Origin of the sequence: Idiomarina sp. ST10R2A5 (assembly GCF_051842325.1) — a bacterium.
In the GTDB taxonomy this organism is placed as follows: domain Bacteria; phylum Pseudomonadota; class Gammaproteobacteria; order Enterobacterales; family Alteromonadaceae; genus Idiomarina; species Idiomarina abyssalis.
The window spans coordinates 31384-55697 of the sequence record NZ_JBNIEX010000010.1 but is presented as its reverse complement, the minus strand read 5'-3'; the positions used below and the strand labels follow the sequence as shown (position 1 = coordinate 55697).

Genomic DNA, 24314 nt, shown 5'->3' with positions numbered 1-24314 from the left:
GATGTTTGCTCAGGCGTAGGTGTCTATATGTCCTGAAGATGAGGTTTCATCGTCATCTGCAAGCTCTTCAACTTCCGTTTGAGCAGATGGCTGGCCTTGCTGCTGGTGTTGCTCATTTTCCTGTCTTTGCTTGTCGCTGTTAACAGTCGAACCTTCTTCTTCATTGACGGCGCGAAGCTCTTGTATTTTTTCAACCTGGTTGATTTTCATTTGCTCACGGGCGTGATCCACAGGCACACGAGTGTCTTTGGGGATCAGCGGGACCATTGCATCAAAGTTAGCCATTGCTTTTGTCTTACGCCTCTTTAGAAGGTTTGTTATTTATTTGACTATACAACCACTGGTTAAATAATAACCTGATATCGACTGAATAACCAATAAGTTTAGTCTTGCATTACATTCCTCAAGTGTTATAGTGCTATACAACTTAACGAAGTACATTTATTTCTTTGGAGCGTTAATCATGCATTTTGTTCACAGCCACCATCATCATCATTGGAATTGTATGGCCTAGCCGTGAACTTAATGTTCGGGCTAGCCGTATAAACGCTAGCCTTTCGATTGACTATACAACCCCCGAAAGGCATCCACCTTCGGGGGTTTTTTATTTTAGGAGCTGTTATGACTGACCGTTTAACCATTGCGATACAGAAATCTGGACGACTGAGTAAAGAATCTATGGCACTGCTGAACGCCTGTGGCGTGAAATTCAGTGTTAACGAAGCGCGTTTAATTGCGCACAGCACCAGTCATCCTATCGATTTACTGCGCGTTCGTGATGATGACATTCCCGGTCTGGTTATGGACGGTGTGGTTGATTTAGGTCTGGTTGGCGAAAACGTGCTGGAAGAAGCTCGGTTAGAGCGCATTGCAACCGATTCTGTCGCGGCCTATCAGCCATTACGTGGACTTGAGTTCGGTCAGTGCCGATTGTCGCTGGCGGTTCCACGAGAAAGCCAGTATCAGTCATTGAAAGATTTAGACGGCTTAAGAGTCGCAACCACCTACCCTCAGTTGCTTAAGCGTTACCTGAAAGACAACGGCGTGAATGCGCGTACGGTAATGCTGACTGGTTCTGTGGAAGTTGCTCCCCGTGCCGGTCTGGCTGAAGCTATCTGTGACTTAGTATCCACCGGTGCTACGCTGGAAGCGAACGGACTCGTAGAGAAAGATGTGATATTCCGTTCCCAGGCTCAGCTAATACAACGCGCTGACAGCCTGTCGGAAGAAAAACAAGCCATGATAGATCAGTTGCTGCCACGCATAGACGGTGTGCAAATGGCGCGGGAAAGCAAATACATTATGCTGCACGCTCCAAAGAACAAATTAGAGCAAGTGGTCGAGTTATTACCCGGTGCAGAAACACCGACGATTCTGCCGCTTAGCCACACCGACGAACAAGTTGCCGTACACATGGTCAGCACCGAGAAGTTATTCTGGGAAACCATGGAAGATCTTAAATCTATGGGCTGCAGTTCAATACTTGTATTGCCTATTGAAAAGATGATGGGGTGATCATGAGTGAGTTACGGATACCCATTGAACAATGGAAGAGCCTGTCGGAAGCGGAACAAGCTCAACGCTTAGCGCGCCCCGGACGGGCTCAGGCGGAATCTTTACGTGAGAAAGTCTCTGTTATTCTAAGCGACATTCGTGATAACGGTGAGCGCGCGGTACTGAATTATACCCGCGAGTTCGACAATCCGGAGGCGACCTCATTGCGCATGAGCAGTGAACAAGTCGATGCGGCTATAGCGGGTTTAGATGACAAAGTAAAACGCGCCATAGATACTGCGTACCAAACCATTTACCGCTTTCACGAAGCGCAACGTCCGCAGAACTTAAGTATTGAAACCGCGCCAGGCGTGCAGTGTGAATTGCGTTATGCGCCGTTAGATGCCGTCGGTTTATACGTTCCCGGTGGAAGCGCAACCTTGCCATCCACTGCATTAATGCTCGGTGTGCCCGCGCAAATTGCCGGGTGTCAGCGTGTGGTTATGGTCAGCCCGCCTAATAAACAGGGCGAATTACCAGCCGCCCTGCTCTACGCGGCTAAGCGTTGCGGCATAACCGATATTCTCCTGTGTGGCGGCGCTCAGGCAATCGGCGCGCTTGCCTACGGTATTGAGTCATCGCCTGCTGTGGGTAAAGTCTTTGGGCCGGGGAACAGCTTCGTGACCGAAGCCAAGCAACAAGTCAGCCAAAACGACAGCGGTTGTGCCATGGATTTACCGGCAGGCCCCTCCGAGCTGTTGGTTATTGCTGACGACAGCGCAAACCCGGCTTATGTGGCGGCAGACTTACTGTCACAAGCCGAACACGGACCTGACTCTCAGGTTATTTTGCTTACGCCCTCGATGGCAATAGCCGAAAATGTACGACAGGAGCTGATTGCACAATGCGCTCAGCTAAGCCGTGCTGATATTGCTGAACAGGCGTTGCAGGCCAGCCGCCTGTTGGTGGTTGCCGATATGAATGAAGCCATAGCCATTAGCGAAACCTATGCACCCGAACACCTTTCTATTCAGACGGATAACGCGCGAGACCTGTTGCCACAGTTAACTCGTGCAGGCTCTGTTTTTGTCGGACACTATACGCCGGAGTCTGGCGGAGACTACGCCACCGGCACCAACCACGTGTTGCCAACCTATGGTTATGCGCGGAACTACAGCAGCCTGGGACTGGTCGACTTTTACCGTCGCTATACGGTACAGGAAGCCAGTCAGGATGGGCTACGCCAGTTAGCAGAAGCCATTACCACTCTGGCCGACGTTGAAGGTTTAGATGCGCACAAACGTGCTGTGACTATTCGTACGGAGACTAAAAGTACGGAGAGCAAACCATGAGCATTGTTGACCAGTTACAGCGCCAGCACCTGAAGCAGTTAACGCCTTATGCGTCAGCGCGTCGCAGCATGAGCGGCGGCAATATCTGGCTGAACGCCAACGAGTCTCCGTACAGTAACTCGTACACTGTCGATGACAGCAAGCTTAACCGTTACCCGGAGTTTCAGTCTCAGCCTTTAAATCAGGCTTACGCTGAATACGCCGGAGTTGAATCCTCACAGGTATTAAGCAGCCGCGGTTCAGACGAAGGTATCGAGTTACTGATACGAGCTTTTTGTGAACCCAGTCAGGACAAGGTACTGATTTGCCCGCCGACTTACGGTATGTACGCTATTTCGGCTAAAACCTTTGCCGTTGGTGTTACCGAAGTTCCGTTACTGAAGAGCTGGCAACTGGACACCGAGTCAGTGATAGACGCAGCAGCTGATTCTAAGGTTATCTTCTTATGTTCACCTTCAAACCCTCTGGGCAACAGGTTGGATCCGGATGACATTGAGCAAGTTTTACAGCACTCTCCAAGATCTATTGTGGTTGTCGACGAGGCCTATATTGAGTTTAGCTCTGGTAACAGCGTTGCCGGTTGGCTGAAACGCTACCCGAACCTGGTAGTGCTACGCACCTTATCTAAAGCTTTTGCTCTGGCCGGAATTCGCTGCGGCTTTTTATTAGCCAGTGAAGAGATTATTGGGTTATTGCAGAAAGTTCTTGCCCCCTACCCACTGCCCGACCCAACGGTCCAAATTGCTATTCAGGCTTTGCAGACAAGCTCGCTGGAACGAGTTCAGCAGCAGGTGTCTGCACTCGTATCTGAGCGCAAACGTGTTGAAACCACGCTACAACAGACACCAATGACATTGATGGCAGAAAGTGACACGAACTTTTTATTGTATCAGTGTGAAGATGCCGCTGAATTAGTTTCTACCCTGGCCGAAAAGGGGTTATTAATACGTAATCAGTCAGCGCAGCGGGGCCTAAACAACGTTGTTCGCATAACCATTGGTAGTGCAGCCGAAAATGATGAACTGATTCAACAGTTAAAGGATTATTTTTCATGAGCCAGAAACCTATTTTATTTATCGACCGTGACGGAACACTGGTTGAAGAGCCGGCCACAGACAAGCAGTTGGACAGTGTTGAGAAGCTGGTTTTTGAACCGAACGTAGTACCGGCTTTGCTGAAACTACAACAGGCGGGTTATCAGCTGGTGATGGTGTCCAACCAAGATGGTCTGGGGACAGACAGCTTCCCGCAGGCTGATTTTGACGCGCCACATAATTTGATGATGGCGGTGTTTGAATCACAAGGTATTCGGTTTAATGACGTTCTGATTTGCCCTCACTTTGACAGTGATAACTGCAGCTGCCGTAAGCCTGCGCTTGGGCTGGTAAAGTCGTATCTGAAAGAAGGCCGTGTGGATTTTACCAATTCCTACGTTATTGGTGACCGTGAAACCGACCTGCAACTGGCTGAGAATATGGGTGTTGAAGGCCTGCGCTACAGCCGTGGCGAGCTTAACTGGGATGCCATTGTTCACCAGCTACTGGACAACCCGCGTACAGCGTCAGTTACACGTACCACCCGGGAAACGGATATTAACATTAAGGTGGATTTAGACAGCCAGGCACCGCGCGAATTTGATACCGGTATTGGCTTCTTTGATCACATGCTTGAGCAAATAGCCACACACGCAGGTTTCTCGCTTTCGGTTAAGGTTAAGGGTGACTTGCACATTGACGATCACCACACCATTGAAGACACCGCTCTGGCACTGGGACAGGCATTGCGCTCTGCACTAGGTGACAAACGTGGCATTGGTCGCTTTGGCTTTGCTCTGCCTATGGATGAATGTCGCGCGGAATGTCTGATCGATTTATCCGGACGTCCCTATTTGAAATGGGAAGCCGATTTCACTCGCGACAAAGTCGGCGAGTTATCCACCGAAATGGTTGAACACTTCTTCCGCTCGTTAACCGACGCCATGGCAATGAGTCTGCACTTGTCGACGACTGAAGGTAATACTCACCATCAGGTTGAAAGCCTGTTTAAGGTGTTTGGCCGGGCTCTGCGTCAGGCTATAACACAAACCGGAGACCAACAGTTGCCGTCGAGTAAGGGGATGCTGGCATGAATGTGGTGATTGTCGATACCGAGTGTGCCAACCTGACATCGGTCCGCTTTGCAGTGGAACGGCTGGGCTACTCGGTTCTTATTACCGATAGCGCAGAAAAAATAAGAGCCGCAGACCGTGTCATTTTGCCCGGTGTAGGCACTGCTGCGGCGGCTATGCGTAACTTGCAGCGAAAGCAACTCGTAGAGCCGCTGCGAGAATTAACCCAGCCCGTGCTGGGTATTTGTCTGGGCATGCAATTATTGACCTCGCACTCAGAAGAGGGTGACGTTGATTGTCTTAACCTGATTCCGGCGAAAACCAAACGCCTTCGCGAGTATGGTCTTCCGTTGCCGCACATGGGCTGGAATACACTGCAGCCAACCGAGGACAACCCGTTAGTAGACACAAACGACAGCTACTGCTATTTCGTACACAGTTTTGCTGTAGCCGTTGATGAGTACACCATTGCCAGCAGCGAATACGGTGAACGGTTTGCCTCTATGATACGGCACAACAACTATTTTGGTGCGCAGTTTCACCCCGAACGCTCAGGTAAAACCGGCGAAGCTCTGTTGAAACGTTTTTTGGAGTTAAAATTATGTTGATCCCTGCTCTGGATCTTATCGATGGAAAAGTTGTACGTCTGTATCAGGGCGACTTTGCACAAAAAACTGAATTTGATTTAACACCTTTAGGCCAGGCTCAGCTTTATGCTGAGGCAGGTGCAAAATGGCTGCACCTGGTGGATTTAGACGGTGCCAAAGATCCTGACAGACGACAACAGGCATTGTTGGCTAAACTTGCCTCAGAGTCAGGCATGCGGTGTCAGGCAGGGGGTGGAATACGCACAACAGCAGATTTGGAAGCCTTATTTGAAGCCGGCATTGAACGTGCTGTAATTGGTTCAACGGCGGTGAATAATCCGGATAAAGTCACTCGCTGGTTCGAGACCTATGGACCTGAAAAGATAGTCCTTGCTCTGGATGTCAATATTGACGCAGATGGCAATGCAATGGTGGCTACGCACGGCTGGCAAGAGGCCAGCACGCATACACTGGATGATATTCTAAACCGCTATCTGGATCTGGGTTGTCGCCACGTGCTTTGTACCGATATCAGTAAAGACGGCACCATGACCGGCACCAATGTCGAGCTCTACAAGCGCTATAAAGCACTTTACCCACAAGTGGTCTGGCAGGCATCCGGCGGTGTCAGTTGCTTAGATGATCTTAAAGATTTGAAAGCCGCTAACTGTGACTCAGTTATTCTTGGTAAGTCTTTACTTACCGGCGCTTTCACGATGCAGGAGGCACTGGCATGCTGGCAAAACGCGTAATTCCTTGTCTGGATGTTCGTGACGGACAAGTGGTAAAAGGGGTTAAGTTCCGTAATCATGAAGTTATTGGTGACATTCAGCCTCTGGCTAAACGTTATGCGGAAAGCGGCGCCGATGAGTTAGTGTTCTATGACATTACAGCATCGGCTGACGGACGTACGGTAGACAAGTCCTGGGTGGAACGAGTAGCCCGCGAAATTAATATTCCATTCACTGTGGCCGGCGGCATCCGTTCGGTTGAGCAGGCACAGACCATGCTGTCTATGGGGGCGGATAAAATTTCCATTAACTCGCCTGCTCTGCTTAACCCAGACTTGATCAATACCCTGGTCGAAGAGTTTGGTCAGCAGTGCATTGTTATTGGCATCGACAGCTTTTATAACGAACAGTCTGATCAATATGAAGTCCACCAGTTTACCGGTGACGAGAGTAAATCTCGTAAATCGGCCTGGCAAACGAAAGACTGGCTGCAGGAGGTTATCTCTCGCGGTGCCGGTGAAATTGTCCTGAATTGTATGAATCAGGACGGTGTTCGCCGGGGCTACGATATCGCTCAGCTGTCGGCTTTACGTGAATACTGTTCTGTACCTTTAATCGCCTCTGGCGGCGCCGGCGAAATTCAGCATTTTGTCGATGCCTTTCAGCAAGCGAAAGTTGATGGCGCACTGGCAGCGTCGGTTTTTCATAAGAATATATTCAGTATTAGCAACGTAAAAGCCGCTATGGCAGCGAATAATGTTGCTGTTCGTCCTATAGAAGCGGTTCAGGAGGCACAATGAGAATTAAGTTAGATACGATAGACCAGCTAGCCTGGGATAAAATGTCGGGGCTGCTACCCTGCACGGTGCAACACGCATTAACCGGTGAAATCCTGATGCAGGCCTATATGAACGCTGACGCTGTTAAAGAGAGTTTAGCAACTGGCAAAACAACGTTTTACAGCCGCAGTAAAGAGCGTTTATGGACTAAGGGAGAAAGCTCAAAAAATTACCTTCAGCTTGAAGGTATTTATTCAGACTGTGATAACGACGCATTACTGGTTCAGGCTCTGCCCGATGGTCCTACCTGCCACTTAGGCAACCGCAGCTGCTTTGCTGAAGCACCTAAACCTTTACTGCACGAGCTGGATGCGCTTATTGCCAGTCGCAAAGGCGCGGATGCCAGTAAAAGCTACACGGCCAGCTTGTTTACCAAAGGGTTAAAACGAGTTGCACAAAAAGTCGGAGAAGAAGGCGTTGAAGTTGCTCTGGCCGCAGCAACGGCCGATAAAGACGAGCTGGTTAATGAAAGTGCGGATTTACTTTATCATTTGCTGGTCGCGTTGCGAGCCAATGAGCTTAGCCTGGACGACGTGCTAGAGGTGTTAGCTAAGCGCCGCGGTTAAGCGGCACTGTTTAACTGCTCACGAAAGTGCTTACGCTCGTATCGACGGGATACGCGGCGTAAGCGCAATGACAACAGGACAGCTGCAACACTTAGACCGCTGATAAAGCCTATCCAGAAACCTGCGGCCCCCATTGCCGGTACTACCCAGTCGGTACGCCCCAAAATAAAGCCCACACTTAGACCAAACGGCCAGTAGGAAATAAAAGCGAGGATCATCGGGTACTTGGTGTCTTTATAGCCACGCAATGTACCTATAGAAATAGCCTGGAAAGTATCTGACACGGTGAATATAGCCGCCAGCCCCATAAGCGTGGCTGCTAAGTTAATGATGCCCTGGTCAGGTGTATAGAGGCTTGCCAACCAGCCTCCCCCCAAATACATGATAAGCCCATTGACCGTTGCGAATGCGCCACCAAACAGCATAGCGATTTTAAAGCTCAACATGGCATTTTTCGGGTCCCCGGCTCCCAACGCAAAGCCAACCCGTAACGTTACCGCCATAGAGATACTCAACGGCACCATATACACCAGTGAACTGATGTTCAGCGCAATTTGATGAGCAGAAACCACCGTTGGCCCCAGAGGAGCTATGAGTAAGGCTACGGCCGCAAACAAACTCACTTCAAAGAAAAGTGACATTGAAATAGGAAAACCGATACGAATAACGTAGGTGACATCGTCCCAGTTCGGACGATACCAGCGGCGCAGTAACCTTAACCGTTTGTAACGTTTGGCGGTAAAGGTATAAATGGCCATAGAGAGAGCCATACCCCACAGCACGATAGCGGTAGCAAGACCACAACCCGCACCACCAAGCTCCGGCATGCCAAATTCACCGTACACAAAGACATAGTTTGCCGGTATGTTGATCAGTAAGCCAATGAATCCAATAATTAGTGATGGCATGGTATTCGACATACCTTCGCAGAAATTTCTTAGTACCGCATATATAACAAAGCCAGGTATACCCCAGGCTATATAAAATAGGTAGTCCAGCGTAATAGCACGGAAGTCATCTTCCACTTCCATAATATCCAGTAACCATGGAGCGGACGACATTCCAATTAAGGTAATGACACCGACAATGGCACACGCATACAAGCCCTGCTGCAATATATTGGCAACGCGCTTGTGCGAGTTAGAACCATCGAGATGAGAGATAATTGGCGCTAATGCCAACGCCAGACCGAACACCAATAACGTGGCGGGCACGAAAATACTTCCGCCAACGGACACAGCCGCCAGGTCAAGCGCGCCCTTGCGTCCTGCCATGACCGTGTCGACCACACTCATTAGCATTTGAGTGAGCTGGGCAACCAGAATGGGGCCGGTCAGTTTGGCCAGTTTATGACATTCGTCTTTGTTATTGCTCCACCAGTTCACTCGTTCTTATTCTCTGAGTTAATGAAGTTGGTTACGCAAAAAGCGCAGAATACGTTGGTTAACATCCGCCGGGTGAGTTAGTGGTCCCATATGCCCGGCAGTAACCGATTCTCTTGTAATATTAGGCAAAACCGTGGACAGTGCCTCAGCAACCGCCTTAGCGCTGCGTCGAGTGTGATCGCCCTGTAACAGCAGCAGGCTTTGCTCAACACCACTGTAGTCAGCCAGGCGCCTTGGTTCGTTAAGCAATGCATCAAAGTCCAGCGCTACTTTATCGGCCTGGGCAACCATTAACTGCTGAATTCGCTCAGGCAGTGCATCGAAATAACCGGCATCGTTCCAGTAGTCGACAAAAGTGCGAGTGCATTCTTTCGCGTCTCTGCCATGCATTGCCTGACTAATTTCCTGAATTTCCATCATGCCCGGCGAGTCATCCGGTAGCACATGAAAGGCCACAGGCTCATAAACCACCACGTCGGCAATCTCAAAGGGCTTCTCTAATGCCAGTTTTAGCGCAACAGCACCTCCGTATGAGTGCCCGACCAGCTGAACGGGCTGCTTCAGCTGTAAACTTTCGACAGCAGAGAGGATACGTGGCAGCTCCTGCTCCAGCCGAAAGTTCGCCGTAAATTCAACTTTAGGCGCCTGGCCATAACCAAGGAGATCAACCGCAATAACAAAGTGGCTGCTCACTAAGTCCTTTAACAGAGCTCGCCACTGTGTACTGGCACTCTGCGAGCTGTGCAACAAAATGACCGGAGGATTTTGCTGCTCGCCATATAAATGAATTCCAGGTTCTATTTCAGACATAACTTCACTTTAAGATAAACTGACACCAACAAACTGACCGATACCGTAGCCAGCAGCTAATAGCAAAACGGCAAAAGTTGTTAATACACCAATGGTTCTTGGCAGGCTAACACCTACACTGCGAGTTAACCCAATGGCATGACATAAACGAGCAATAACCAGCGCAATACCTAAGCCATGCAGTAAGCCTAAAGGCGCATTCTGAACTTCCATCATAGCAAATAGAATAAGAGCCAACGGCACATATTCAATAAAGTTGCCATGAATGCGAACGGCGGCTTTTAGATCCTGAGCTTCGCCGGTGCCTATACCGACTCGGTGCTTCCAGCGTAAGCGTATAATACGCGCCGCCAGGGCAAGATAGATTAACGTTAAGACTCCGGCATAAAAACCGGTAATTGTAAGTTGTGATGTCACTTGCTGCCCCTTCTTTTTCTTTGTTAGTCGGCGTCATCAAAAAAGGCTCACCATGTGAGCCTTTTGCTAAACCTGTTATTTTCTAAGCAAGTCGCCAAGCTGCTCACTGACTTTGTCGACAGGCTGCGTACCATCAATTTTGTGGTACTCTGTTTTCCCTTCCTCAGACAGCTTCTGGTAATACTCAACCAAAGGCTCTGTCTGCTCATGGTAAACCGACAAGCGTTTGCGAACCGTCTGCTCCTGATCGTCCGGACGAATCACCAGCTCTTCACCAGTTTCATCATCTTTACCATCTACCTTCGGCGGATTGTGCTCAATATGATAAACACGACCTGATCCAGGGTGGACACGACGCCCACTCATACGATCAACGATAATTTCGTCCGGAACATCAAATTCCAGTACATAATCAATTTCAATACCGTTATCGCGCATTGCATCGGCTTGTGGAATGGTTCTTGGAAAACCATCGAGCAAAAAGCCGTTCTGGCAGTCCGGCTCGGCAATACGTTCTTTAACCAACTCAATGATGATATCGTCAGACACTAGTTGCCCGGCGTCCATCACTTGTTTGGCTTTTTTACCCAATTCCGAACCCGATTTTATTGCTGAACGCAGCATATCACCAGTGGAAATTTGAGGGATCCCAAAAGTGTTCATCAGAAACTGTGCCTGAGTTCCTTTTCCAGCTCCTGGGGCGCCTAACAAAATAATGCGCATAGAAAACCTCTTTGTATGATTCAAAAGTCTGCCCCGAACTTTACCCTGACGGGCGGGCTATTACAAGCTCAGAAAGACGCTGCGGGCAATGACTTACCCGCAGCAGAAGGTGCAAAATTAAGCGTTTAGCATTAATTTATTAAGGCGGGTGACAAAAGAGGCAGGGTCTTTCAGGTTACCCCGCTCTGCCAAAGTAGCCTGGTCCAATAATACCTCGGCCCACTCTTTAAATGTGTCCTCGTCCTTAGTCAGCATCCGTTCTACCAGTGGATGCTCAGGGTTCACTTCAAAGATATACTTAGTTTCAGGAACCGCCTGTCCAGCAGCTTCCATCAACTTGGCCATCTGCGTGCTCATATCATTGTCATCGGTAATGATACAGGCTGGCGAGTCGGTTAACCGGTGAGTTACGCGAACCTTCTTCACTTTATCGCCTAATGCTTTTTCAAAACGCTCAAGGTTCGCTTTGAAGGCCTCTTCGGCTTTTTCCTGTTCAACCTTATCTTCCTCGTCGTCCAGTTCACCTAAGTCCAGATCACCACGAGTAACTGACTGCAATTGCTTCTCTTTAAACTCTGTCAGGTGGCTCATTAACCACTCATCGATACGCTCAGAAAGCAGTAAAACTTCAATGCCTTTCTTGTTGAAGATCTCCAGCGCAGGGTTGTTTCTGGCGGCTTCGTAGCTGTCAGCCACAATGTAGAAAATCTTATCCTGACCTTCTTTCATACGCTCAATGTAGTCATCCAGGCTGACTGACTGAACCGCGCCTTCATTGTGGGTCGAAGCAAAACGCAGGAGTTCAGCGATACGTTCACGGTTGGTATGATCTTCTGCCGGACCTTCCTTCAGAACGTTACCGAAAGTATCCCAGAACTGTTGATACTGTTCTTTATCGTCTTTTGCCAGCTTTTTCAGCATCTGCAGCACTTTTTTGGTACTGCCGTTCCGCATAGCACGGGTAATTTTATTGTCCTGCAGAATTTCACGTGAAACGTTCAGTGGTAAGTCGTTTGAATCGACCAGGCCACGCACAAAACGCAGATAAGTGGGCATTAACTGCTCAGCGTCATCCATAATGAATACGCGCTTCACATAAAGCTTAACACCGTGCTGCTGCTCACGGTTCCACAAGTCCCACGGAGCGCGTTTAGGAATATACAGTAAATTAGTATACTCGGTCGTGCCTTCGACTTTGTTGTGACTCCATAAAAGTGGCTCATCAAAGTCATGTGCGACAGTCTTGTAAAACTCTTTGTATTCTTCGTCAGTAATTTCTGACTTCTCACGAGTCCAGAGTGCCTGACCTGAGTTTACAGTTTCCCATTCGCCGGGTTGCCCTTCTAATTTGTTGCCTTCGTCGTCTTCTGACTCAGGTACGGGTTCTTTCCACATTTGAACCGGGATACTCAAGTGTTCTGAATATTTATTGATGATGCCACGCAGACGGTTTTCATCTAAGAATTCATCGGCATCGTCTTTCAGGTGCAGAATAATATCGGTGCCACGCCGGGCTTTATCAATGTCAGCAATTTCGAAATCACCCTCACCTTGCGAGCGCCATTCAACTCCGCGAGCGTCTTTATCTAATGCTGAACGAGTTCTTACGGTAACTTCATCGGCAACGATAAAGGCTGAATAGAAGCCAACACCAAACTGACCAATAAGCTTGCTGTCTTTTGCTTCGTCGCCGGACAGTTGACCAAAGAATTCAGCGGTACCTGACTTGGCAATGGTTCCCAGGTTGTTCATGACATCGTCACGAGTCATGCCAACGCCATTGTCACTGATAGTGATGGTGCGGCTGTCTTTATCAACAGAAACCCGAACGTGCAGGTCGCTGTCGTCGCCATACAGCGAGTTATCGCTTAAGGCTTTAAAACGCAGTTTATCTGCTGCGTCAGACGCATTTGAGACCAGTTCGCGTAAGAAAATTTCTTTATTGGAATACAGAGAATGGATCATCAGGTGAAGCAGTTGTTTTACTTCTGTCTGAAATCCATGTTTTTCCATTTGACCGGCTTCCGCCATAGTATATTTCTCCTGCTGTTATTACCTATGCCAATAACAATGGGGGCGCAGGAGATATTTTCAAGTCATCGGGAAAATTGTTTTCGACCGCTGAAGGCGTGACCTAAAGTCGTTTGGTCGACATAGCCCAACTCACCACCAACCGGCACGCCATGAGCTATTCGGGTAGTATTGATATTCTGTTGGGCGGCAATATCGGCAATATAGTGCGCGGTAGCATCACCTTCTACCGTCGGATTCGTTGCCAGAACAATCTCTTCAACGGGTTCATTCTGCAACTGTCGCTCAAGCTCATCCAAACCAATGTCTGACGGCCCAATACCGTCCAGCGGCGACAAATGCCCCATTAACACAAAATAGCGGCCCTGGAACTGCGAAGTTTGTTCAATCGCAAGCACGTCGGCGGGTGTTTCAACCACACAGAGCACACCGTTCTCACGCCGCATCGGATTGCTGCAAATTCGACACAGCGGCTCTTCAGTTAAGGTCCGGCAACACTCGCAGTGCCCCACTTTTTCAACAGCGGACTGCAAAGATTCGGCAAGCCGGGAGGCGCCGCCGCGATCGCGTTCAAGCAAATGAAATGCCATACGCTGTGCTGATTTCTGACCAACACCTGGCAGACGCTTTAAATTATCAACAAGCTGATCAATTGCCGGACTAATACTCATGAACTGACCTTACTTCTTAGAACGGCATTTTAAAGCCAGGAGGTAAGCCCATGCCGCCTGTAATTTCGGACATATGCTCTTTGCTGGTCTCTTCAACACGGCGCACAGCGTCGTTGGTCGCAGCTGCAATCAAATCTTCCAACATTTCCTGGTCGTCTTCCATCAAGCTTGGGTCAATACTCACACGTTTAACATTGTGGTTGCCAAGCATCGTCACTTTTACTAACCCGGCACCGGCTTCGCCAGTGACTTCCATGTTAGCCACTTCTTCCTGGGCTTTTTGCATGCGCTCCTGCATTTGTTGCGCCTGCTTCATCATGTTACCCATTCCACCTTTAAACATAATTATTTCCTCGTTTAAGCTTTATAAAATTAACGCGCCTGAATTGATGATTCATCAACCTGCGCTTGAAACCTTTGCTGTAATTCCTGTACACCGGTGTCGGCCTGCAATATTTCGCAAGCACGCCGATGCCGGTACTGATCAATATGCTGCTGCACCATAAGAGGCGTCGGCTGACTCGGAACGCCAATATCAAACTGCACCCGTGCAGCTGGCCCTAACAATCCGGTTAGTGACTCTCTGACGGCTTCACTGGTTGAATCGTTCAATAAACTCTTCTGCTCTTCTGCAACCAGAATGAGCCAGTCATCGTCCCCAACCTTTTTTAACTCTGAATTAAGTAGTACCTGACGCGCTAAACCTGAAATGTCCATGCCGGCGATCATCGCACTCCATTTATCGATTTCTGCGGCTTCTCGGATATCGTCATTTAACTCAGGGAATTGGTAGTCCCTGGCTGATACAGCTTCAGCCAAGGGCTCTTGTCGTGTTTCGGGCTCAGGTTCTGGGGTAGTTGGAGTCTCTTCACTAACGGCCGGAGTGACTACCGATTCATTACTGTTGTCTGGCTTTTTTTTTTCCGCCAACTGCTCACGAACACGCAATAGATCGGAAACACCGGAGTCTTGTTGCTGTGTTTCCGTTGGTTCCGAATAACTGAAGTCAGGTTCCGGTTGATGCTTGGATTCTGCTTGGTGCTCGGGCTCCGATTGGTACCGGGACTCGAGTTCCGGCGGCATCGGCTCTGTCGGTTCCGGTTCTAACTCTGATTCAGGCACTGACTCAGGCATAGCTTCGACAGCGGGCTCATTCACTTCGGCGCTGGCCAAATGTGAATGAGGAACATCGGTATGCGCGGTGGCACTCAGTTCACTGGTATCGTTATAGCTATCGTTTTCTGCAGGGCGAAAGCAGAGCATTCTCAACAGAGTCATTTCCAGACCGCTGCGCGCGTCAATAGCATAGGCTTGCTCACGACGCCCTTCCAGAACAATACGATAAAATACCTGAATTAACTCGGCCGGCATGCGCCGTAAAAGCGGCTTTAATACATCGCTATTCTCAAAGGCGTTTGCTGCACCTGGCACTTGCTGTACCAACGCCAGTTGATGCAGTAAACTTTGCAGCTCAACCAGCACGGAGCTTAAGTCCGGCACCATAGAAACCATAGCGTCAACACGCTGCATGACACTTTCGGCTTCACCATCAAGAACACAATCCAGTAAGGCCGCAATGTCAGCGACCGGTACATTACCCAGCATGCGTCTGACACTGTCAATACTCACAGCGCCGTTGCCCTGAGCGATTGCTTGATCGGTTAAACTCAAGGCATCACGCATGCTGCCACGAGCAGAGCGAGCTAATAATGGTAGCGCGTCAGCGTCCGCCTGAACCTGCTCCTGTCCCAGAACGTAATTAAGCTGCTGTGAAATATCGTCGTTCGACAACGCCTTTAAGTTAAATTGCAGACAGCGTGACAAAATGGTCACAGGAAGTTTTTGAGGGTCAGTTGTCGCCAATAAGAACTTTACGTGTTCAGGCGGCTCTTCCAGCGTTTTAAGCAACGCATTAAAACTGTGCCGCGACAACATGTGGACTTCATCAATCAGGTAAACCTTATAGCGTCCGCGGGTCGGACGATATTGAACGTTATCCAGTAACTCCCGGGTATCTTCAACTTTCGTTCTTGACGCGGCGTCTATTTCGAGCAAGTCGACAAAGCGCCCCTGCTCTATCTCAAGACAAGCACTGCATTGCCCGCACGGGGTCGAAGTAATGCCTTGCTCGCAGTTAAGAGCTTTAGCTAATATGCGCGCAATGGTCGTTTTACCGACGCCTCGTGTTCCGGTAAACAAGTAGGCATGGTGCAACCTTTGCTTATCCAGCGCATGTTCAAGCGGTTTCAAAACATGTTGTTGACCAACAACTTCCGCAAACTGGGAAGGTCGCCATTTTCTTGCCAGTACCTGATAGCTCATAGGGGAGATTCTTAACTCTGTCTCGTTAAAACTGACATAAGGTATAGCACGCAACGCCTGCCTGCTGCAATTTATCTTCACCACCTAACTCAGGTAATGAGACCACAAAAGCGGCTTCCTCTACTTCGGCGCCGGTTGCTTTAATCAGCTTATGAGCCGCAACTACGGTCCCGCCAGTGGCGAGCAAGTCGTCAACAATTAAGACCCTATCGTTTGCGGTCAATGCGTTCTCGTGCATTTGCAATTCGTCAGAACCATACTCTAAATCGTAACTCTGGCTTACTACCTTGCCGGGCAACTTTCCGGGCTTACGCAAGAGAGTGACACCACAGCCCATTGCATAAGCTAACGCTGAGCCAAATATGAAACCTCGTGCTTCAATTGCCGCTATTTGAGTTATTCCAGTCTGCTCATATCTTTGCTTTAACGTGTTAATTGACAGTTCAAAAGCCGCAGGGTTTTGCAACAATGGAGTGATATCACGAAAGATAATACCCGGCTTAGGGTAATCAGGAATAGCACCTATTGAGTCCCGAATACCTTCTACAGTTAATTCCATGTTCTTGCTCTCTTTACTAAGCAACAAAACGCACCGCCCAGGTTTTCAAAGTATCGAGCAGGAAGTCCTCATGCAAAGGCTTCGCAAGGCATTGAGTTGCACCAGCTTTTAACGCTTTAGGTTCTATTTCCACCATGTCCTGAGTTGACATAAATAATAAAGGACTGTGCTGATAAACCTCTAATTCACGTAAGTTTTTCAGTAATGACAAACCATCCATCACCGGCATTTTATGATCCAGCAAAATAACATCAAAATACTGCTGTTTCGCCTTACTTAAACCGTCCAGACCGTCGCGGGCTGTCGTTACCTCAAAGCCTAGCGGTTCTATCATCTTACAAATGGATTGAAGGGTTTTGTCTTTATCCTCGACAACGAGCAAAGAGACTGACATAAATGTCGTTTACCTGATAGTTAGTGAGGAGCTGATTAAGCGGAAATAACCTGTGCTAAACGTAAAATTAATGGCAAGCAGCCAGCAATTAGAAATAAAACCACGGCTATAAGCAAAAAGCCTTTGCCTGCCGGTTCTTTAAATGTTTCTGATGACATAACTTTTACCTCTCGATGAAATCGGTGCTGATCATACTCGATCCTCAGCAACGATAAAAGTTGAATTCAGCTCTTTACTCTCAATAACAATTGCTGCGAAGCGAACTGTTGCAACGTCTGCTCAGCCCCCTCCTGAATTTGCTCAGCCGGCCATTGAGGAAGCAGTTCCGGCAACAAATCAAAAAAATCTTGCAGCCTAATATAATTGCGGCTTTGTAGCTCTGTTAAAAGCAGGTAAGTCATTGCATTTATACGAACAAAACGAACCTTTCCTTCCGCGTCGCGAAACACAACTAAAAAGCGCGGTTGTGAGAGCGGTCTCTCCGGTTTAAATTCAATACCGATTTCGTCAACCGGATACTGATATGCAGAAATAACCGCCGTTGGGTTTAGGCCTATGATTTGCTCTTCATGAAGCTCATCTGTCACACAAATATGGCTTTCCGGCCACGGCTTTTGCTCCACTTCGAGTTCAAGCCATTCGTAATGCGCGAGTTCCGGAGCAAAGACAAAAAGTGCATTATCAGACTGCAAATACTCAACAAAGCTTTTAGCAATACCAGTAAAGTATGGAGAGTTTGACGAAAAAGAGCGAAAGAACTGCTCTTTAGTTGCTTGCCATTGTTCTTCATCGCATAGCTTTTTGAGGACCGGAAAAGCACTGTCTATAAAGCGAAAAATGTTATTACGGAGTAACCGCTGATAAATTGCCATCCGCCGCTCTTCAATATCAGCTAACCACGGTTCTTCTACGTTTTTTTGTGGATCTTTCAGTTGCTGAACAAAGCGGTCCTGAATTTGTTTGAATGTGTCATTACTCATGGCGCTTTTGTATCGCTCTAATTTGGTTCAACTCGCCATTTAACTCAGACAAAGCCGGGAAGTTAAAGTCCCTTTCCAGAAGAGTCGGATAAACGCCATGGCACTTATAAGCGTAATCCAACAACTCATACACTTCATCTTTTACTTTAGCACCATGCGTATCAACATAAAGATCGTCGAACTCCTCATGATGCCCCGCTATATGCCCGTAGGCGATTTTTTCTGAGGGTAAGCCAGCTATAAAATCTCGAGGGTTATAATGGTGATTCACGCTGTTTACAAAGACATTATTCACATCAAGTAGCAGCTTACAATTGCTTCGCCTCAACACCTGACAGATAAAGTCTAACTCACTTAATTCAGGTGCCGGACTCGCGTAATAAGATACATTTTCCAATATTAGAGGTCTTTCTAAATAGTGCTGAACATTTTTAATTCTGTCTATAACATGAGAAACCGCATCGGCCGTGAAAGGTATAGGCAATAGGTCGTATAGCTGTCCTTTATGTGAGCAGTAACTTAAATGCTCACTGTAGATTTCAACATTAAATTGCGACACAAACTGTTTAACGTCTTTCAGAAAAGCATAGTCCAGGGGGTCCTGGCTACCAATAGACAATGACAACCCGTGGCTGGTTAAGCGATAATTCTCGGCAACTTTCGCCAGAGTTTCTAAACGACGCCCTTTAAAAGGGATCCAATTTTCCGGCGCGAGCTCCAGGAAGTCGGCATCAATATCACCTGCTAAAGCAGCATCCAGTAACTCATTTCTTAAGCCGAGACCTATTGAATTCGGTTTCATATTACCCTCTGAAAAACAAAAACCCGACACAGTGGCCGGGTTTTACAGTGCAGTTCAAACGAAAAGTGATTAATCGAGATCGATACCTTTTCGCTCTGCTGTCGACCTAATGTAGCCTCTCCAGCTGCGAGCACTGCGACGTTGACCGTCAAAGGTTGCCGCTTCATCAACATACCGCATTGCCTGGCGATAGTCACCACCATAGAAATACGCTTCTGCTAATGACATATAGACACGACCTTCGTCTTCACGCTCAAGGTAGTCCAGGGCTCTCTTCAAAGGTTCAGTTGCCGCAATATACTGTTCATTCAACAGCATCAAGTTACCTTGCTTACGGTAATATTCACCTTTGTCGCCAGAGTCGTTAGTTGCTTCCGCTGCGCGCTCATACCAAGAAACGGCTTCATCAAGCTCTTTCGCTCTGTGGTAACTGTTTGCAATAGTTGCAAAGTTTCGAGCCGATTCCTCAATATCACCAGCTTTTACATGCTTTTCCATGGTAGTAGCTGCTTTATACGGAATACCCTCATTGTCGTACAACTGAACCAACATTTTAAACTGGCTCTCTGTACTCAGATATCCGGCTAAATACGCCACTTCCAAAGTTTGAAGAGACTTAGATAAGTTTTCTTCTAACATGTAGAATTGAGCTAACTGTGGCCACCAAGTAGTAACCTCTGGAAGCTTATTCAAACCTTCTTCAAGAACACCAATTGCTTCAGGATACATCTTACGCTCGTAGTAAGAGGCCATCATCAAATTGTAAACGTTCTTTTCTGGCTTATCTGCAGCTTCTAAAGATGCCTCTGCAAACGGAATGACCTTAGCAAAGTTCTTTAACTGATAGTGGGCATTAGCCATATATAAGAAAACTTGAGAGTCGCGTTTACCTGTAAATTGAATCCAATTTTTAAGGTATTCAAGACTCTGCTCGTACTTTTCTTCCTGAAGACTAATCTGCCCTACCAGTTTCATCGCTGCTGCCTGGTCGTTCCAACCAAGCACGTCTTGATCAACAGCGTCTTTCAAAACTTCTAAAGCGTCGGCCATGCGCTCATCAGCTGCATAAAGATTTCCAAGAAAGCGGCCCAGGTAAGCAGAGTCGTAACCTGGGTCAGGATCCTGTTCTTCAAGAACAGCTATTGCTTCCTTAATTTTTTCTTCTTCATACAGCTCGAAGGCGTCCATGATAGCTCGTCCAATACTCTGCGAAGCAGCTTTATTGTCGCGAGCTTTTTTTTGCGCCTCAACGGTCTCTTGATCCGGTATGCTGAAGCCAAAATCCTGAGCCGAAGCCTGAACCGTTGTCATCGACATAACCGAAGCAAAAGCCAGGACACTAACAAATGTTTTTAATATATATTTCATTTCTTAGTTCCCATCCATTGTGAAGTCGAGCTGAACGGTCATGCCTTCCTGACGAATAGGCTTACCGTCTACAATCTTAGGCTTATATTTCCAGCGCAATAACGCACGCCGTGCCTCACGATCAAATACTCGACGAGGTTCAGAATCGATGATTTCAACATCAGTTACACCACCTTGTTGATCGATAGTGAAGCGCAATTGTACCCAACCTTCGGTGCCATTTCTGGCTGCTGATGGCGGATAACGCGGTTCAATTCGAACAATTGGTGTTGCGTCACCGTCAGAACTTAAACCTCCGCCTGGACCAGAAAGTCCTGTATCAGCTCCACCAACATCAACATCAAAACCCATGTTCATGTTCATTCCACTGTCTGTTGTATCTGGCTCAGACTGTGGTGTTTCTGGTGGTTGCTCCGGCGGCGGCGGTGGCGGCGGCGGAGTACGCCGACGCTCCTGAACGTCAGACTCAGGTGGCGACGTTACGATGTCAATAACCGGGGTTGGAGGCGGCGCTTCGTTGCGCTGCGCTCCTCCGCCGATTAAGTAAGCCATGAAAGCAAACAGAGCAAACGTAACGGCGGCACCTAGTAGTAAAGATACTAAAAAGCGCACCATATTAGTTATTCTCCGCAGCTATGGATATCTTATCGATACCCGCTTCCTTAACCTGGTCCATGACTTCTACAACGACACCATGCTCAGCTTTCTTATCGGCCTGGATCACAACAACGTCAGTCGGCTGCTCGGCAAGCATACGTTCAATGTTTGCGCCTACACGCTCTACATCTACTTGACGCTTGTCCATCCAGACTTCACCAGTATCGCGAATTGCGATAAAGATGTTAGCTGAAGGCTCCTTGGTCGTGTTACTGGCTTCAGGTTTATTAACCTGAATACCTGCTTCTTTGACGAATGAGGTCGTTACGATAAAGAAGATCAACATAATGAAGACGATGTCGAGCATCGGCGTCATGTCGATCGACGCATCTTCCTCTTCTCGATTACGATTACGTGCCATAGTTTTACTCTCTTAGTGATGTGGCAAACTGTCAACAAGGCCTTCTTTCGCTCTACGTGCTCTACTTTCAAGACGCGTCGCGAAAAACATACCGGATAACGCAGCAACCATTCCCGCCATTGTCGGGATAGTAGCCATCGAGATACCCGACGCCATTAGACGAGGGTTACCCGTCCCTTGTACTGCCATGATTTCAAACACCGCAATCATACCTGTCACGGTACCCAGCAGTCCGACTAACGGACATAAGGCAACACAAGTTTTTATCAACAGAATACGTGCATTCAGTTTATCGTTCGCTTCGGAAATCCATGCTTCACGGATTCTATGGGCGTACCATGAGGTGGTGTCCTTACGGGCATCCCATTTCGCAATAATTTCTTTGCGAAGTTTAGGGAAAGCACTTGTAAGGTACCAATAACGCTCAATCATCAGTACCCACATTAGAAAGAGCACCCCCATGACGATGTACAGGACATCGCCACCGGTAGCCAGAAAATCCCTGATAGATTCCCAAAGTTCCATCAGGTAAAGCATGGGTTACTCCTTCTCCGAATGCGAGGCTACGATACCCGCTGCTTGCTCGTCCAGAATATGAACAATAGACTTGCCGCGAGAAGCCACAATACTGTGAGCCAAAATCAATGGTATAGCCGCAATCAGACCCATAGCCGTTGTTACCAACGCCATAGAGATGTCACCGGCCATGATTTTCGGATCACCGGTACCAAACAGTGTAATCGACTGGAAAGTACCAATCATACCAACAACCGTACCCAACAGACCAAGCAATGGCGCGATAGCCGCAAGAATCTTGATGACATTAATGCCACTTTCAACTCTAGGCGTTTCACGCAGAATTGCTTCGTCCAGTTTCAGTTCTAAGTTTTCAACATCTGCATTCTTATTCTCTTGATAAACTTTTAGAATACGACCTAATGCGTTGTTGTCTTTAGGCTGTTCAGGATTCTTCAACTGAGAACGGATTTTTCCGGCAGCTGCTGTCAAGGTAACCAACTTGAATACAGAAATTAACAGACCAAGAATTAATACTGCAGTAATAACATAACCAACAGTACCACCTTGATGATAACGCTCTTCCAAAGTCGCTTTGCCAGTTAACAAGCTAAGAATCTGACCTTTTGAAGGGTCAAGGAATACACCTTCATAACCTTCGTCGGTATTAGCAAATTCTTCAGCTTGAGAAGTGGCACTCCCCTGAGGCTGACGACCTAACGGCTGAACTTGCTCTATGGTATCATTATATAATAGGTATTGGTCACCGGAAATTAAGTTAAAGGTACCAACACGAACCACTTCACGAGTTTCACTACCACCGTCAAGTAAGGTTACATCCGTATTGAATTTAACCACTTTACCTGACTCTACCATTTCAGTTAGCAACGCTTTCCAAAGCTCTTCAAGTTCTTCCAAAGTTGGAAGTTCTTTCGCTTCAGACAGACTTTCCAGAACGTCTTCACGACCGGGATACTGTGCACTGATGATAGAAGTCGCAATACGACCGATAGTTTCTGTCGCTGCACCACGCACAACACCGAACATTTCACCCAAGGTACCTTTGGCGTTCTCAAGTTCCTGTTCTTTATTAGCCAACTGGACTTCGTTTTCAGAAAACTCTTCCTGTAAACGTTTGCCCCGAGCTTTCTCTTCCTCTAGCTCCTGCTTAGCCTGGTTAAGCAAAGCCTGCTTATCGGCACGGGCAGCTGTAAACTCGCGCTCACGTTCAGCGTTAAGTTCACGAGAAGAAACACGATTTTTCTCAACAAGCTGTAGCAGCTCATCAAGGTTCTTAGCTTCAGTTTCATCCTGAGCCTGTGCAGCGAGAGTCGTACCGGCAGAAAGGGTGACTGCTGCTGCAATCATTAACGATTTAACTAATTTATTCATTCTGCACTCTCCGCTGCGAATACTGGAAGTTTCACCAGATCGTAAGCAAGCTGCTTACGCGACATACGAATCGCTTGGGTCAGAGGACGGATAAACTCGTCTTCCAAAGCAGTCCACTCATCGGTTTCGTTGTTGTAGATCCAAGCATTTTTCAAGTCTAAAGACTGCGCTAAGAATGCAACACGACCCATGTGGAAATAATCAACAGCCACTTTCTCACCGTCAACTTCCAGGTTACCCTGGTAAGAAATCAAACCTGAACCGTAGTCCATTTCAGTCTGATAAGCTTCGATGATTTGGCGGAACTGCTCTGATGTAGAAACACTTGAGCTGTCCATGATGTCACGCAGGCGCTCAACACGATCCATACGCTTTTCACGGTGAATTGGAATGTCCAATTTCACGAACTGTTCAAGCGAATCAATCATTTCATACATCAAAGGAACAACGCCCTGCTTAGTGCGTTCGATTCCATCAATTTGTTTCTGAAGAGACTCAAGCGTCGCGTTTTGGTCATTGACCAAACGCTGAACGTGATCGTTATAGACTTTCAAGTTCTCGTACTCAGAAACAACTGAGCGATACTCGATAAGAAGATCTTGGCTCTGCTCGAACAAAGAGTTGATTTTCTCTTGCGACTGTTCGTCAGCGTTCAAAATCTTCTTCTCTTCGTTTTGTAGCTTAGCTACATCTACTTGCTGTGCAGCGGCAACGCCGGTGCCAGCAAACGCCATCACACCCATCAGGGTTGCAGCGAGTTTGGTTCTTTTGATTACTTTGGTCATAGTTCCCAACCAATTTGACTTAACTTCCGCTTCAACGCCTAAGGCGCGAAACACCAGTTGTTTGAATGACGAAAAGATCTAGTTCTACACTTTATTTTTATTGCCTAAAATGCAGCAATACCAATGAATACTCCCACGATGACTATACGCTGTCAACCAAGTAAACTGAGTCAACCGCGCTATAGCTGTCGCTATATATCCAGTGTAGAACACGGATCTGGAGTCGCGTAATTTCCAGATTTTTTCTCGGACAACATCCTGTCGTCAACTCTTTTCATACCCTGAATTTAGGTGCTTATCTACCTAACTCTGGATATTACTCCTTCTAGAATAGTATCACTTTTTGATCGGCGAACAACACTGACTTTTGAATTTCAACGTTTTTTAAACAACTAATTCGTCGACCTATATTCAATGACAGACCCAATTTAGTGACCTAAGTTCCAAATTCCTTTAAGATAAAGG

The 24314-nt window shown here is 47.6% G+C and carries 28 protein-coding genes; 8 read left to right on the top strand and 20 right to left on the bottom strand.

The features are described from left to right. Nucleotides 1-9 precede the first annotated feature (9 nt). Complete coding sequence (locus tag ACP7FG_RS11665) at nucleotides 10-285, bottom strand: hypothetical protein (RefSeq protein WP_054491036.1); 276 nt, start codon at nucleotides 283-285, stop codon at nucleotides 10-12. 336 nt (nucleotides 286-621) lie between these two features. On the opposite strand from ACP7FG_RS11665, the gene hisG reads away from it, so the two are divergent. The 8 genes from hisG to hisIE are packed head-to-tail and all read left to right on the top strand — an operon-like array spanning nucleotide 622 to nucleotide 7676. Then, a complete protein-coding gene (gene hisG / locus ACP7FG_RS11660; RefSeq protein WP_011235066.1) occupies nucleotides 622-1515 on the top strand; it encodes an ATP phosphoribosyltransferase in 894 nt (297 codons plus the stop codon). 2 nt (nucleotides 1516-1517) lie between these two features. Beyond that, entirely contained in the window at nucleotides 1518-2846 is a 1329-nt protein-coding gene (gene hisD, locus ACP7FG_RS11655) for a histidinol dehydrogenase (protein WP_439226464.1), read from the top strand. Then, complete coding sequence (hisC, locus tag ACP7FG_RS11650; RefSeq protein ID WP_439226463.1) at nucleotides 2843-3901, top strand: histidinol-phosphate transaminase; 1059 nt, start codon at nucleotides 2843-2845, stop codon at nucleotides 3899-3901. The genes hisD and hisC overlap by 4 nt, the downstream gene beginning before the upstream one ends. After that, nucleotides 3898-4974, top strand: coding sequence for a bifunctional histidinol-phosphatase/imidazoleglycerol-phosphate dehydratase HisB (gene hisB / locus ACP7FG_RS11645; RefSeq protein ID WP_439226462.1), 1077 nt, complete (start codon nucleotides 3898-3900; stop codon nucleotides 4972-4974). The genes hisC and hisB overlap by 4 nt, the downstream gene beginning before the upstream one ends. Beyond that, nucleotides 4971-5561, top strand: coding sequence for an imidazole glycerol phosphate synthase subunit HisH (gene hisH / locus ACP7FG_RS11640; RefSeq protein WP_417437638.1), 591 nt, complete (start codon nucleotides 4971-4973; stop codon nucleotides 5559-5561). The genes hisB and hisH overlap by 4 nt, the downstream gene beginning before the upstream one ends. Then, nucleotides 5555-6292: a 1-(5-phosphoribosyl)-5-[(5-phosphoribosylamino)methylideneamino]imidazole-4-carboxamide isomerase gene (hisA, locus tag ACP7FG_RS11635; protein ID WP_224797166.1), complete on the top strand. Its 738-nt coding sequence runs from the start codon at nucleotides 5555-5557 to the stop codon at nucleotides 6290-6292. Before hisH ends, hisA begins: the two co-directional genes overlap by 7 nt. Next, nucleotides 6274-7071, top strand: a complete 798-nt coding sequence (gene hisF / locus ACP7FG_RS11630; RefSeq protein ID WP_439226461.1) for an imidazole glycerol phosphate synthase subunit HisF — start codon at nucleotides 6274-6276, stop codon at nucleotides 7069-7071. Before hisA ends, hisF begins: the two co-directional genes overlap by 19 nt. Beyond that, entirely contained in the window at nucleotides 7068-7676 is a 609-nt protein-coding gene (gene hisIE, locus ACP7FG_RS11625) for a bifunctional phosphoribosyl-AMP cyclohydrolase/phosphoribosyl-ATP diphosphatase HisIE (RefSeq protein ID WP_224797165.1), read from the top strand. Before hisF ends, hisIE begins: the two co-directional genes overlap by 4 nt. On the opposite strand, the gene ACP7FG_RS11620 is transcribed toward hisIE, so the two are convergent. The 19 genes from ACP7FG_RS11620 to ACP7FG_RS11530 all read right to left on the bottom strand — a co-directional run bounded on the left by ACP7FG_RS11620 (nucleotide 7673) and on the right by ACP7FG_RS11530 (nucleotide 23849). Beyond that, nucleotides 7673-9061: an MATE family efflux transporter gene (locus ACP7FG_RS11620; RefSeq protein ID WP_439226460.1), complete on the bottom strand. Its 1389-nt coding sequence runs from the start codon at nucleotides 9059-9061 to the stop codon at nucleotides 7673-7675. The genes hisIE and ACP7FG_RS11620 overlap by 4 nt on opposite strands. Before the next feature lie 18 nt (nucleotides 9062-9079). After that, nucleotides 9080-9871, bottom strand: coding sequence for an alpha/beta fold hydrolase (locus ACP7FG_RS11615; protein ID WP_439226459.1), 792 nt, complete (start codon nucleotides 9869-9871; stop codon nucleotides 9080-9082). A gap of 9 nt (nucleotides 9872-9880) precedes the next feature. Then, nucleotides 9881-10288 (bottom strand): MAPEG family protein, encoded by a 408-nt coding sequence (locus ACP7FG_RS11610; RefSeq protein ID WP_054491056.1) that lies wholly within the window; start codon nucleotides 10286-10288, stop codon nucleotides 9881-9883. A gap of 75 nt (nucleotides 10289-10363) precedes the next feature. After that, the gene (gene adk / locus ACP7FG_RS11605; protein ID WP_054491058.1) at nucleotides 10364-11011 is read right to left on the bottom strand and encodes an adenylate kinase; all 648 of its coding nucleotides are present in this window, start codon (nucleotides 11009-11011) and stop codon (nucleotides 10364-10366) included. Between the two features lie 117 nt (nucleotides 11012-11128). Beyond that, nucleotides 11129-13042, bottom strand: a complete 1914-nt coding sequence (gene htpG, locus ACP7FG_RS11600; RefSeq protein WP_439226458.1) for a molecular chaperone HtpG — start codon at nucleotides 13040-13042, stop codon at nucleotides 11129-11131. Between the two features lie 65 nt (nucleotides 13043-13107). Then, on the bottom strand, nucleotides 13108-13713 hold the full coding sequence (gene recR / locus ACP7FG_RS11595) for a recombination mediator RecR (RefSeq protein WP_054491062.1): 606 nt from the start codon (nucleotides 13711-13713) through the stop codon (nucleotides 13108-13110). 16 nt (nucleotides 13714-13729) lie between these two features. After that, nucleotides 13730-14056 carry a YbaB/EbfC family nucleoid-associated protein gene (locus ACP7FG_RS11590; protein ID WP_054491064.1) on the bottom strand — a complete coding sequence of 109 codons (327 nt, stop codon included), beginning with the start codon at nucleotides 14054-14056 and terminating at the stop codon, nucleotides 13730-13732. Nucleotides 14057-14085: 29 nt separating this feature from the next. Further along, nucleotides 14086-16035: a DNA polymerase III subunit gamma/tau gene (dnaX, locus tag ACP7FG_RS11585; RefSeq protein ID WP_439226457.1), complete on the bottom strand. Its 1950-nt coding sequence runs from the start codon at nucleotides 16033-16035 to the stop codon at nucleotides 14086-14088. Nucleotides 16036-16060: 25 nt separating this feature from the next. Then, nucleotides 16061-16594, bottom strand: a complete 534-nt coding sequence (locus tag ACP7FG_RS11580; RefSeq protein WP_199493852.1) for an adenine phosphoribosyltransferase — start codon at nucleotides 16592-16594, stop codon at nucleotides 16061-16063. A gap of 16 nt (nucleotides 16595-16610) precedes the next feature. After that, nucleotides 16611-16988 (bottom strand): response regulator, encoded by a 378-nt coding sequence (locus ACP7FG_RS11575; protein WP_439226456.1) that lies wholly within the window; start codon nucleotides 16986-16988, stop codon nucleotides 16611-16613. A 35-nt stretch (nucleotides 16989-17023) separates the two neighbouring features. Beyond that, a complete protein-coding gene (locus ACP7FG_RS11570; protein ID WP_263621018.1) occupies nucleotides 17024-17146 on the bottom strand; it encodes a hypothetical protein in 123 nt (40 codons plus the stop codon). Nucleotides 17147-17212: 66 nt separating this feature from the next. After that, the gene (locus tag ACP7FG_RS11565; RefSeq protein WP_439226455.1) at nucleotides 17213-17968 is read right to left on the bottom strand and encodes an HvfC family RiPP maturation protein; all 756 of its coding nucleotides are present in this window, start codon (nucleotides 17966-17968) and stop codon (nucleotides 17213-17215) included. Further along, entirely contained in the window at nucleotides 17961-18770 is an 810-nt protein-coding gene (locus ACP7FG_RS11560) for an HvfB family MNIO-type RiPP peptide maturase (protein ID WP_439226454.1), read from the bottom strand. Before ACP7FG_RS11560 ends, ACP7FG_RS11565 begins: the two co-directional genes overlap by 8 nt. Nucleotides 18771-18839: 69 nt before the next feature. After that, complete coding sequence (locus tag ACP7FG_RS11555; protein WP_439226453.1) at nucleotides 18840-20138, bottom strand: tetratricopeptide repeat protein; 1299 nt, start codon at nucleotides 20136-20138, stop codon at nucleotides 18840-18842. Between the two features lie 3 nt (nucleotides 20139-20141). Continuing rightward, nucleotides 20142-20753, bottom strand: a complete 612-nt coding sequence (locus ACP7FG_RS11550; protein WP_439226452.1) for an energy transducer TonB — start codon at nucleotides 20751-20753, stop codon at nucleotides 20142-20144. Nucleotide 20754: 1 nt separating this feature from the next. After that, nucleotides 20755-21156 (bottom strand): ExbD/TolR family protein, encoded by a 402-nt coding sequence (locus ACP7FG_RS11545; RefSeq protein WP_011235088.1) that lies wholly within the window; start codon nucleotides 21154-21156, stop codon nucleotides 20755-20757. Between the two features lie 12 nt (nucleotides 21157-21168). Then, the gene (locus ACP7FG_RS11540) at nucleotides 21169-21693 is read right to left on the bottom strand and encodes a MotA/TolQ/ExbB proton channel family protein (protein WP_439226451.1); all 525 of its coding nucleotides are present in this window, start codon (nucleotides 21691-21693) and stop codon (nucleotides 21169-21171) included. 3 nt (nucleotides 21694-21696) lie between these two features. Beyond that, complete coding sequence (locus ACP7FG_RS11535; protein ID WP_224797160.1) at nucleotides 21697-23064, bottom strand: MotA/TolQ/ExbB proton channel family protein; 1368 nt, start codon at nucleotides 23062-23064, stop codon at nucleotides 21697-21699. Beyond that, a complete protein-coding gene (locus ACP7FG_RS11530; protein ID WP_224797159.1) occupies nucleotides 23061-23849 on the bottom strand; it encodes a DUF3450 domain-containing protein in 789 nt (262 codons plus the stop codon). Before ACP7FG_RS11530 ends, ACP7FG_RS11535 begins: the two co-directional genes overlap by 4 nt. Nucleotides 23850-24314: the final 465 nt, after the last annotated feature.

What these genes read in the sequence shown, in the direction of transcription:
- ACP7FG_RS11665 (WP_054491036.1), bottom strand. Translation starts at nt 285, where the DNA reads ATGGCTAACTTTGATGCAATGGTCCCGCTGATCCCCAAAGACACTCGT.
- hisG (WP_011235066.1), top strand. Translation starts at nt 622, where the DNA reads ATGACTGACCGTTTAACCATTGCGATACAGAAATCTGGACGACTGAGT.
- hisD (WP_439226464.1), top strand. Translation starts at nt 1,518, where the DNA reads ATGAGTGAGTTACGGATACCCATTGAACAATGGAAGAGCCTGTCGGAA.
- hisC (WP_439226463.1), top strand. Translation starts at nt 2,843, where the DNA reads ATGAGCATTGTTGACCAGTTACAGCGCCAGCACCTGAAGCAGTTAACG.
- hisB (WP_439226462.1), top strand. Translation starts at nt 3,898, where the DNA reads ATGAGCCAGAAACCTATTTTATTTATCGACCGTGACGGAACACTGGTT.
- hisH (WP_417437638.1), top strand. Translation starts at nt 4,971, where the DNA reads ATGAATGTGGTGATTGTCGATACCGAGTGTGCCAACCTGACATCGGTC.
- hisA (WP_224797166.1), top strand. Translation starts at nt 5,555, where the DNA reads ATGTTGATCCCTGCTCTGGATCTTATCGATGGAAAAGTTGTACGTCTG.
- hisF (WP_439226461.1), top strand. Translation starts at nt 6,274, where the DNA reads ATGCTGGCAAAACGCGTAATTCCTTGTCTGGATGTTCGTGACGGACAA.
- hisIE (WP_224797165.1), top strand. Translation starts at nt 7,068, where the DNA reads ATGAGAATTAAGTTAGATACGATAGACCAGCTAGCCTGGGATAAAATG.
- ACP7FG_RS11615 (WP_439226459.1), bottom strand. Translation starts at nt 9,871, where the DNA reads ATGTCTGAAATAGAACCTGGAATTCATTTATATGGCGAGCAGCAAAAT.
- adk (WP_054491058.1), bottom strand. Translation starts at nt 11,011, where the DNA reads ATGCGCATTATTTTGTTAGGCGCCCCAGGAGCTGGAAAAGGAACTCAG.
- htpG (WP_439226458.1), bottom strand. Translation starts at nt 13,042, where the DNA reads ATGGCGGAAGCCGGTCAAATGGAAAAACATGGATTTCAGACAGAAGTA.
- recR (WP_054491062.1), bottom strand. Translation starts at nt 13,713, where the DNA reads ATGAGTATTAGTCCGGCAATTGATCAGCTTGTTGATAATTTAAAGCGT.
- ACP7FG_RS11590 (WP_054491064.1), bottom strand. Translation starts at nt 14,056, where the DNA reads ATGTTTAAAGGTGGAATGGGTAACATGATGAAGCAGGCGCAACAAATG.
- dnaX (WP_439226457.1), bottom strand. Translation starts at nt 16,035, where the DNA reads ATGAGCTATCAGGTACTGGCAAGAAAATGGCGACCTTCCCAGTTTGCG.
- ACP7FG_RS11580 (WP_199493852.1), bottom strand. Translation starts at nt 16,594, where the DNA reads ATGGAATTAACTGTAGAAGGTATTCGGGACTCAATAGGTGCTATTCCT.
- ACP7FG_RS11575 (WP_439226456.1), bottom strand. Translation starts at nt 16,988, where the DNA reads ATGTCAGTCTCTTTGCTCGTTGTCGAGGATAAAGACAAAACCCTTCAA.
- ACP7FG_RS11570 (WP_263621018.1), bottom strand. Translation starts at nt 17,146, where the DNA reads ATGTCATCAGAAACATTTAAAGAACCGGCAGGCAAAGGCTTTTTGCTT.
- ACP7FG_RS11565 (WP_439226455.1), bottom strand. Translation starts at nt 17,968, where the DNA reads ATGAGTAATGACACATTCAAACAAATTCAGGACCGCTTTGTTCAGCAA.
- ACP7FG_RS11560 (WP_439226454.1), bottom strand. Translation starts at nt 18,770, where the DNA reads ATGAAACCGAATTCAATAGGTCTCGGCTTAAGAAATGAGTTACTGGAT.
- ACP7FG_RS11555 (WP_439226453.1), bottom strand. Translation starts at nt 20,138, where the DNA reads ATGAAATATATATTAAAAACATTTGTTAGTGTCCTGGCTTTTGCTTCG.
- ACP7FG_RS11550 (WP_439226452.1), bottom strand. Translation starts at nt 20,753, where the DNA reads ATGGTGCGCTTTTTAGTATCTTTACTACTAGGTGCCGCCGTTACGTTT.
- ACP7FG_RS11545 (WP_011235088.1), bottom strand. Translation starts at nt 21,156, where the DNA reads ATGGCACGTAATCGTAATCGAGAAGAGGAAGATGCGTCGATCGACATG.
- ACP7FG_RS11540 (WP_439226451.1), bottom strand. Translation starts at nt 21,693, where the DNA reads ATGCTTTACCTGATGGAACTTTGGGAATCTATCAGGGATTTTCTGGCT.
- ACP7FG_RS11535 (WP_224797160.1), bottom strand. Translation starts at nt 23,064, where the DNA reads ATGAATAAATTAGTTAAATCGTTAATGATTGCAGCAGCAGTCACCCTT.
- ACP7FG_RS11530 (WP_224797159.1), bottom strand. Translation starts at nt 23,849, where the DNA reads ATGACCAAAGTAATCAAAAGAACCAAACTCGCTGCAACCCTGATGGGT.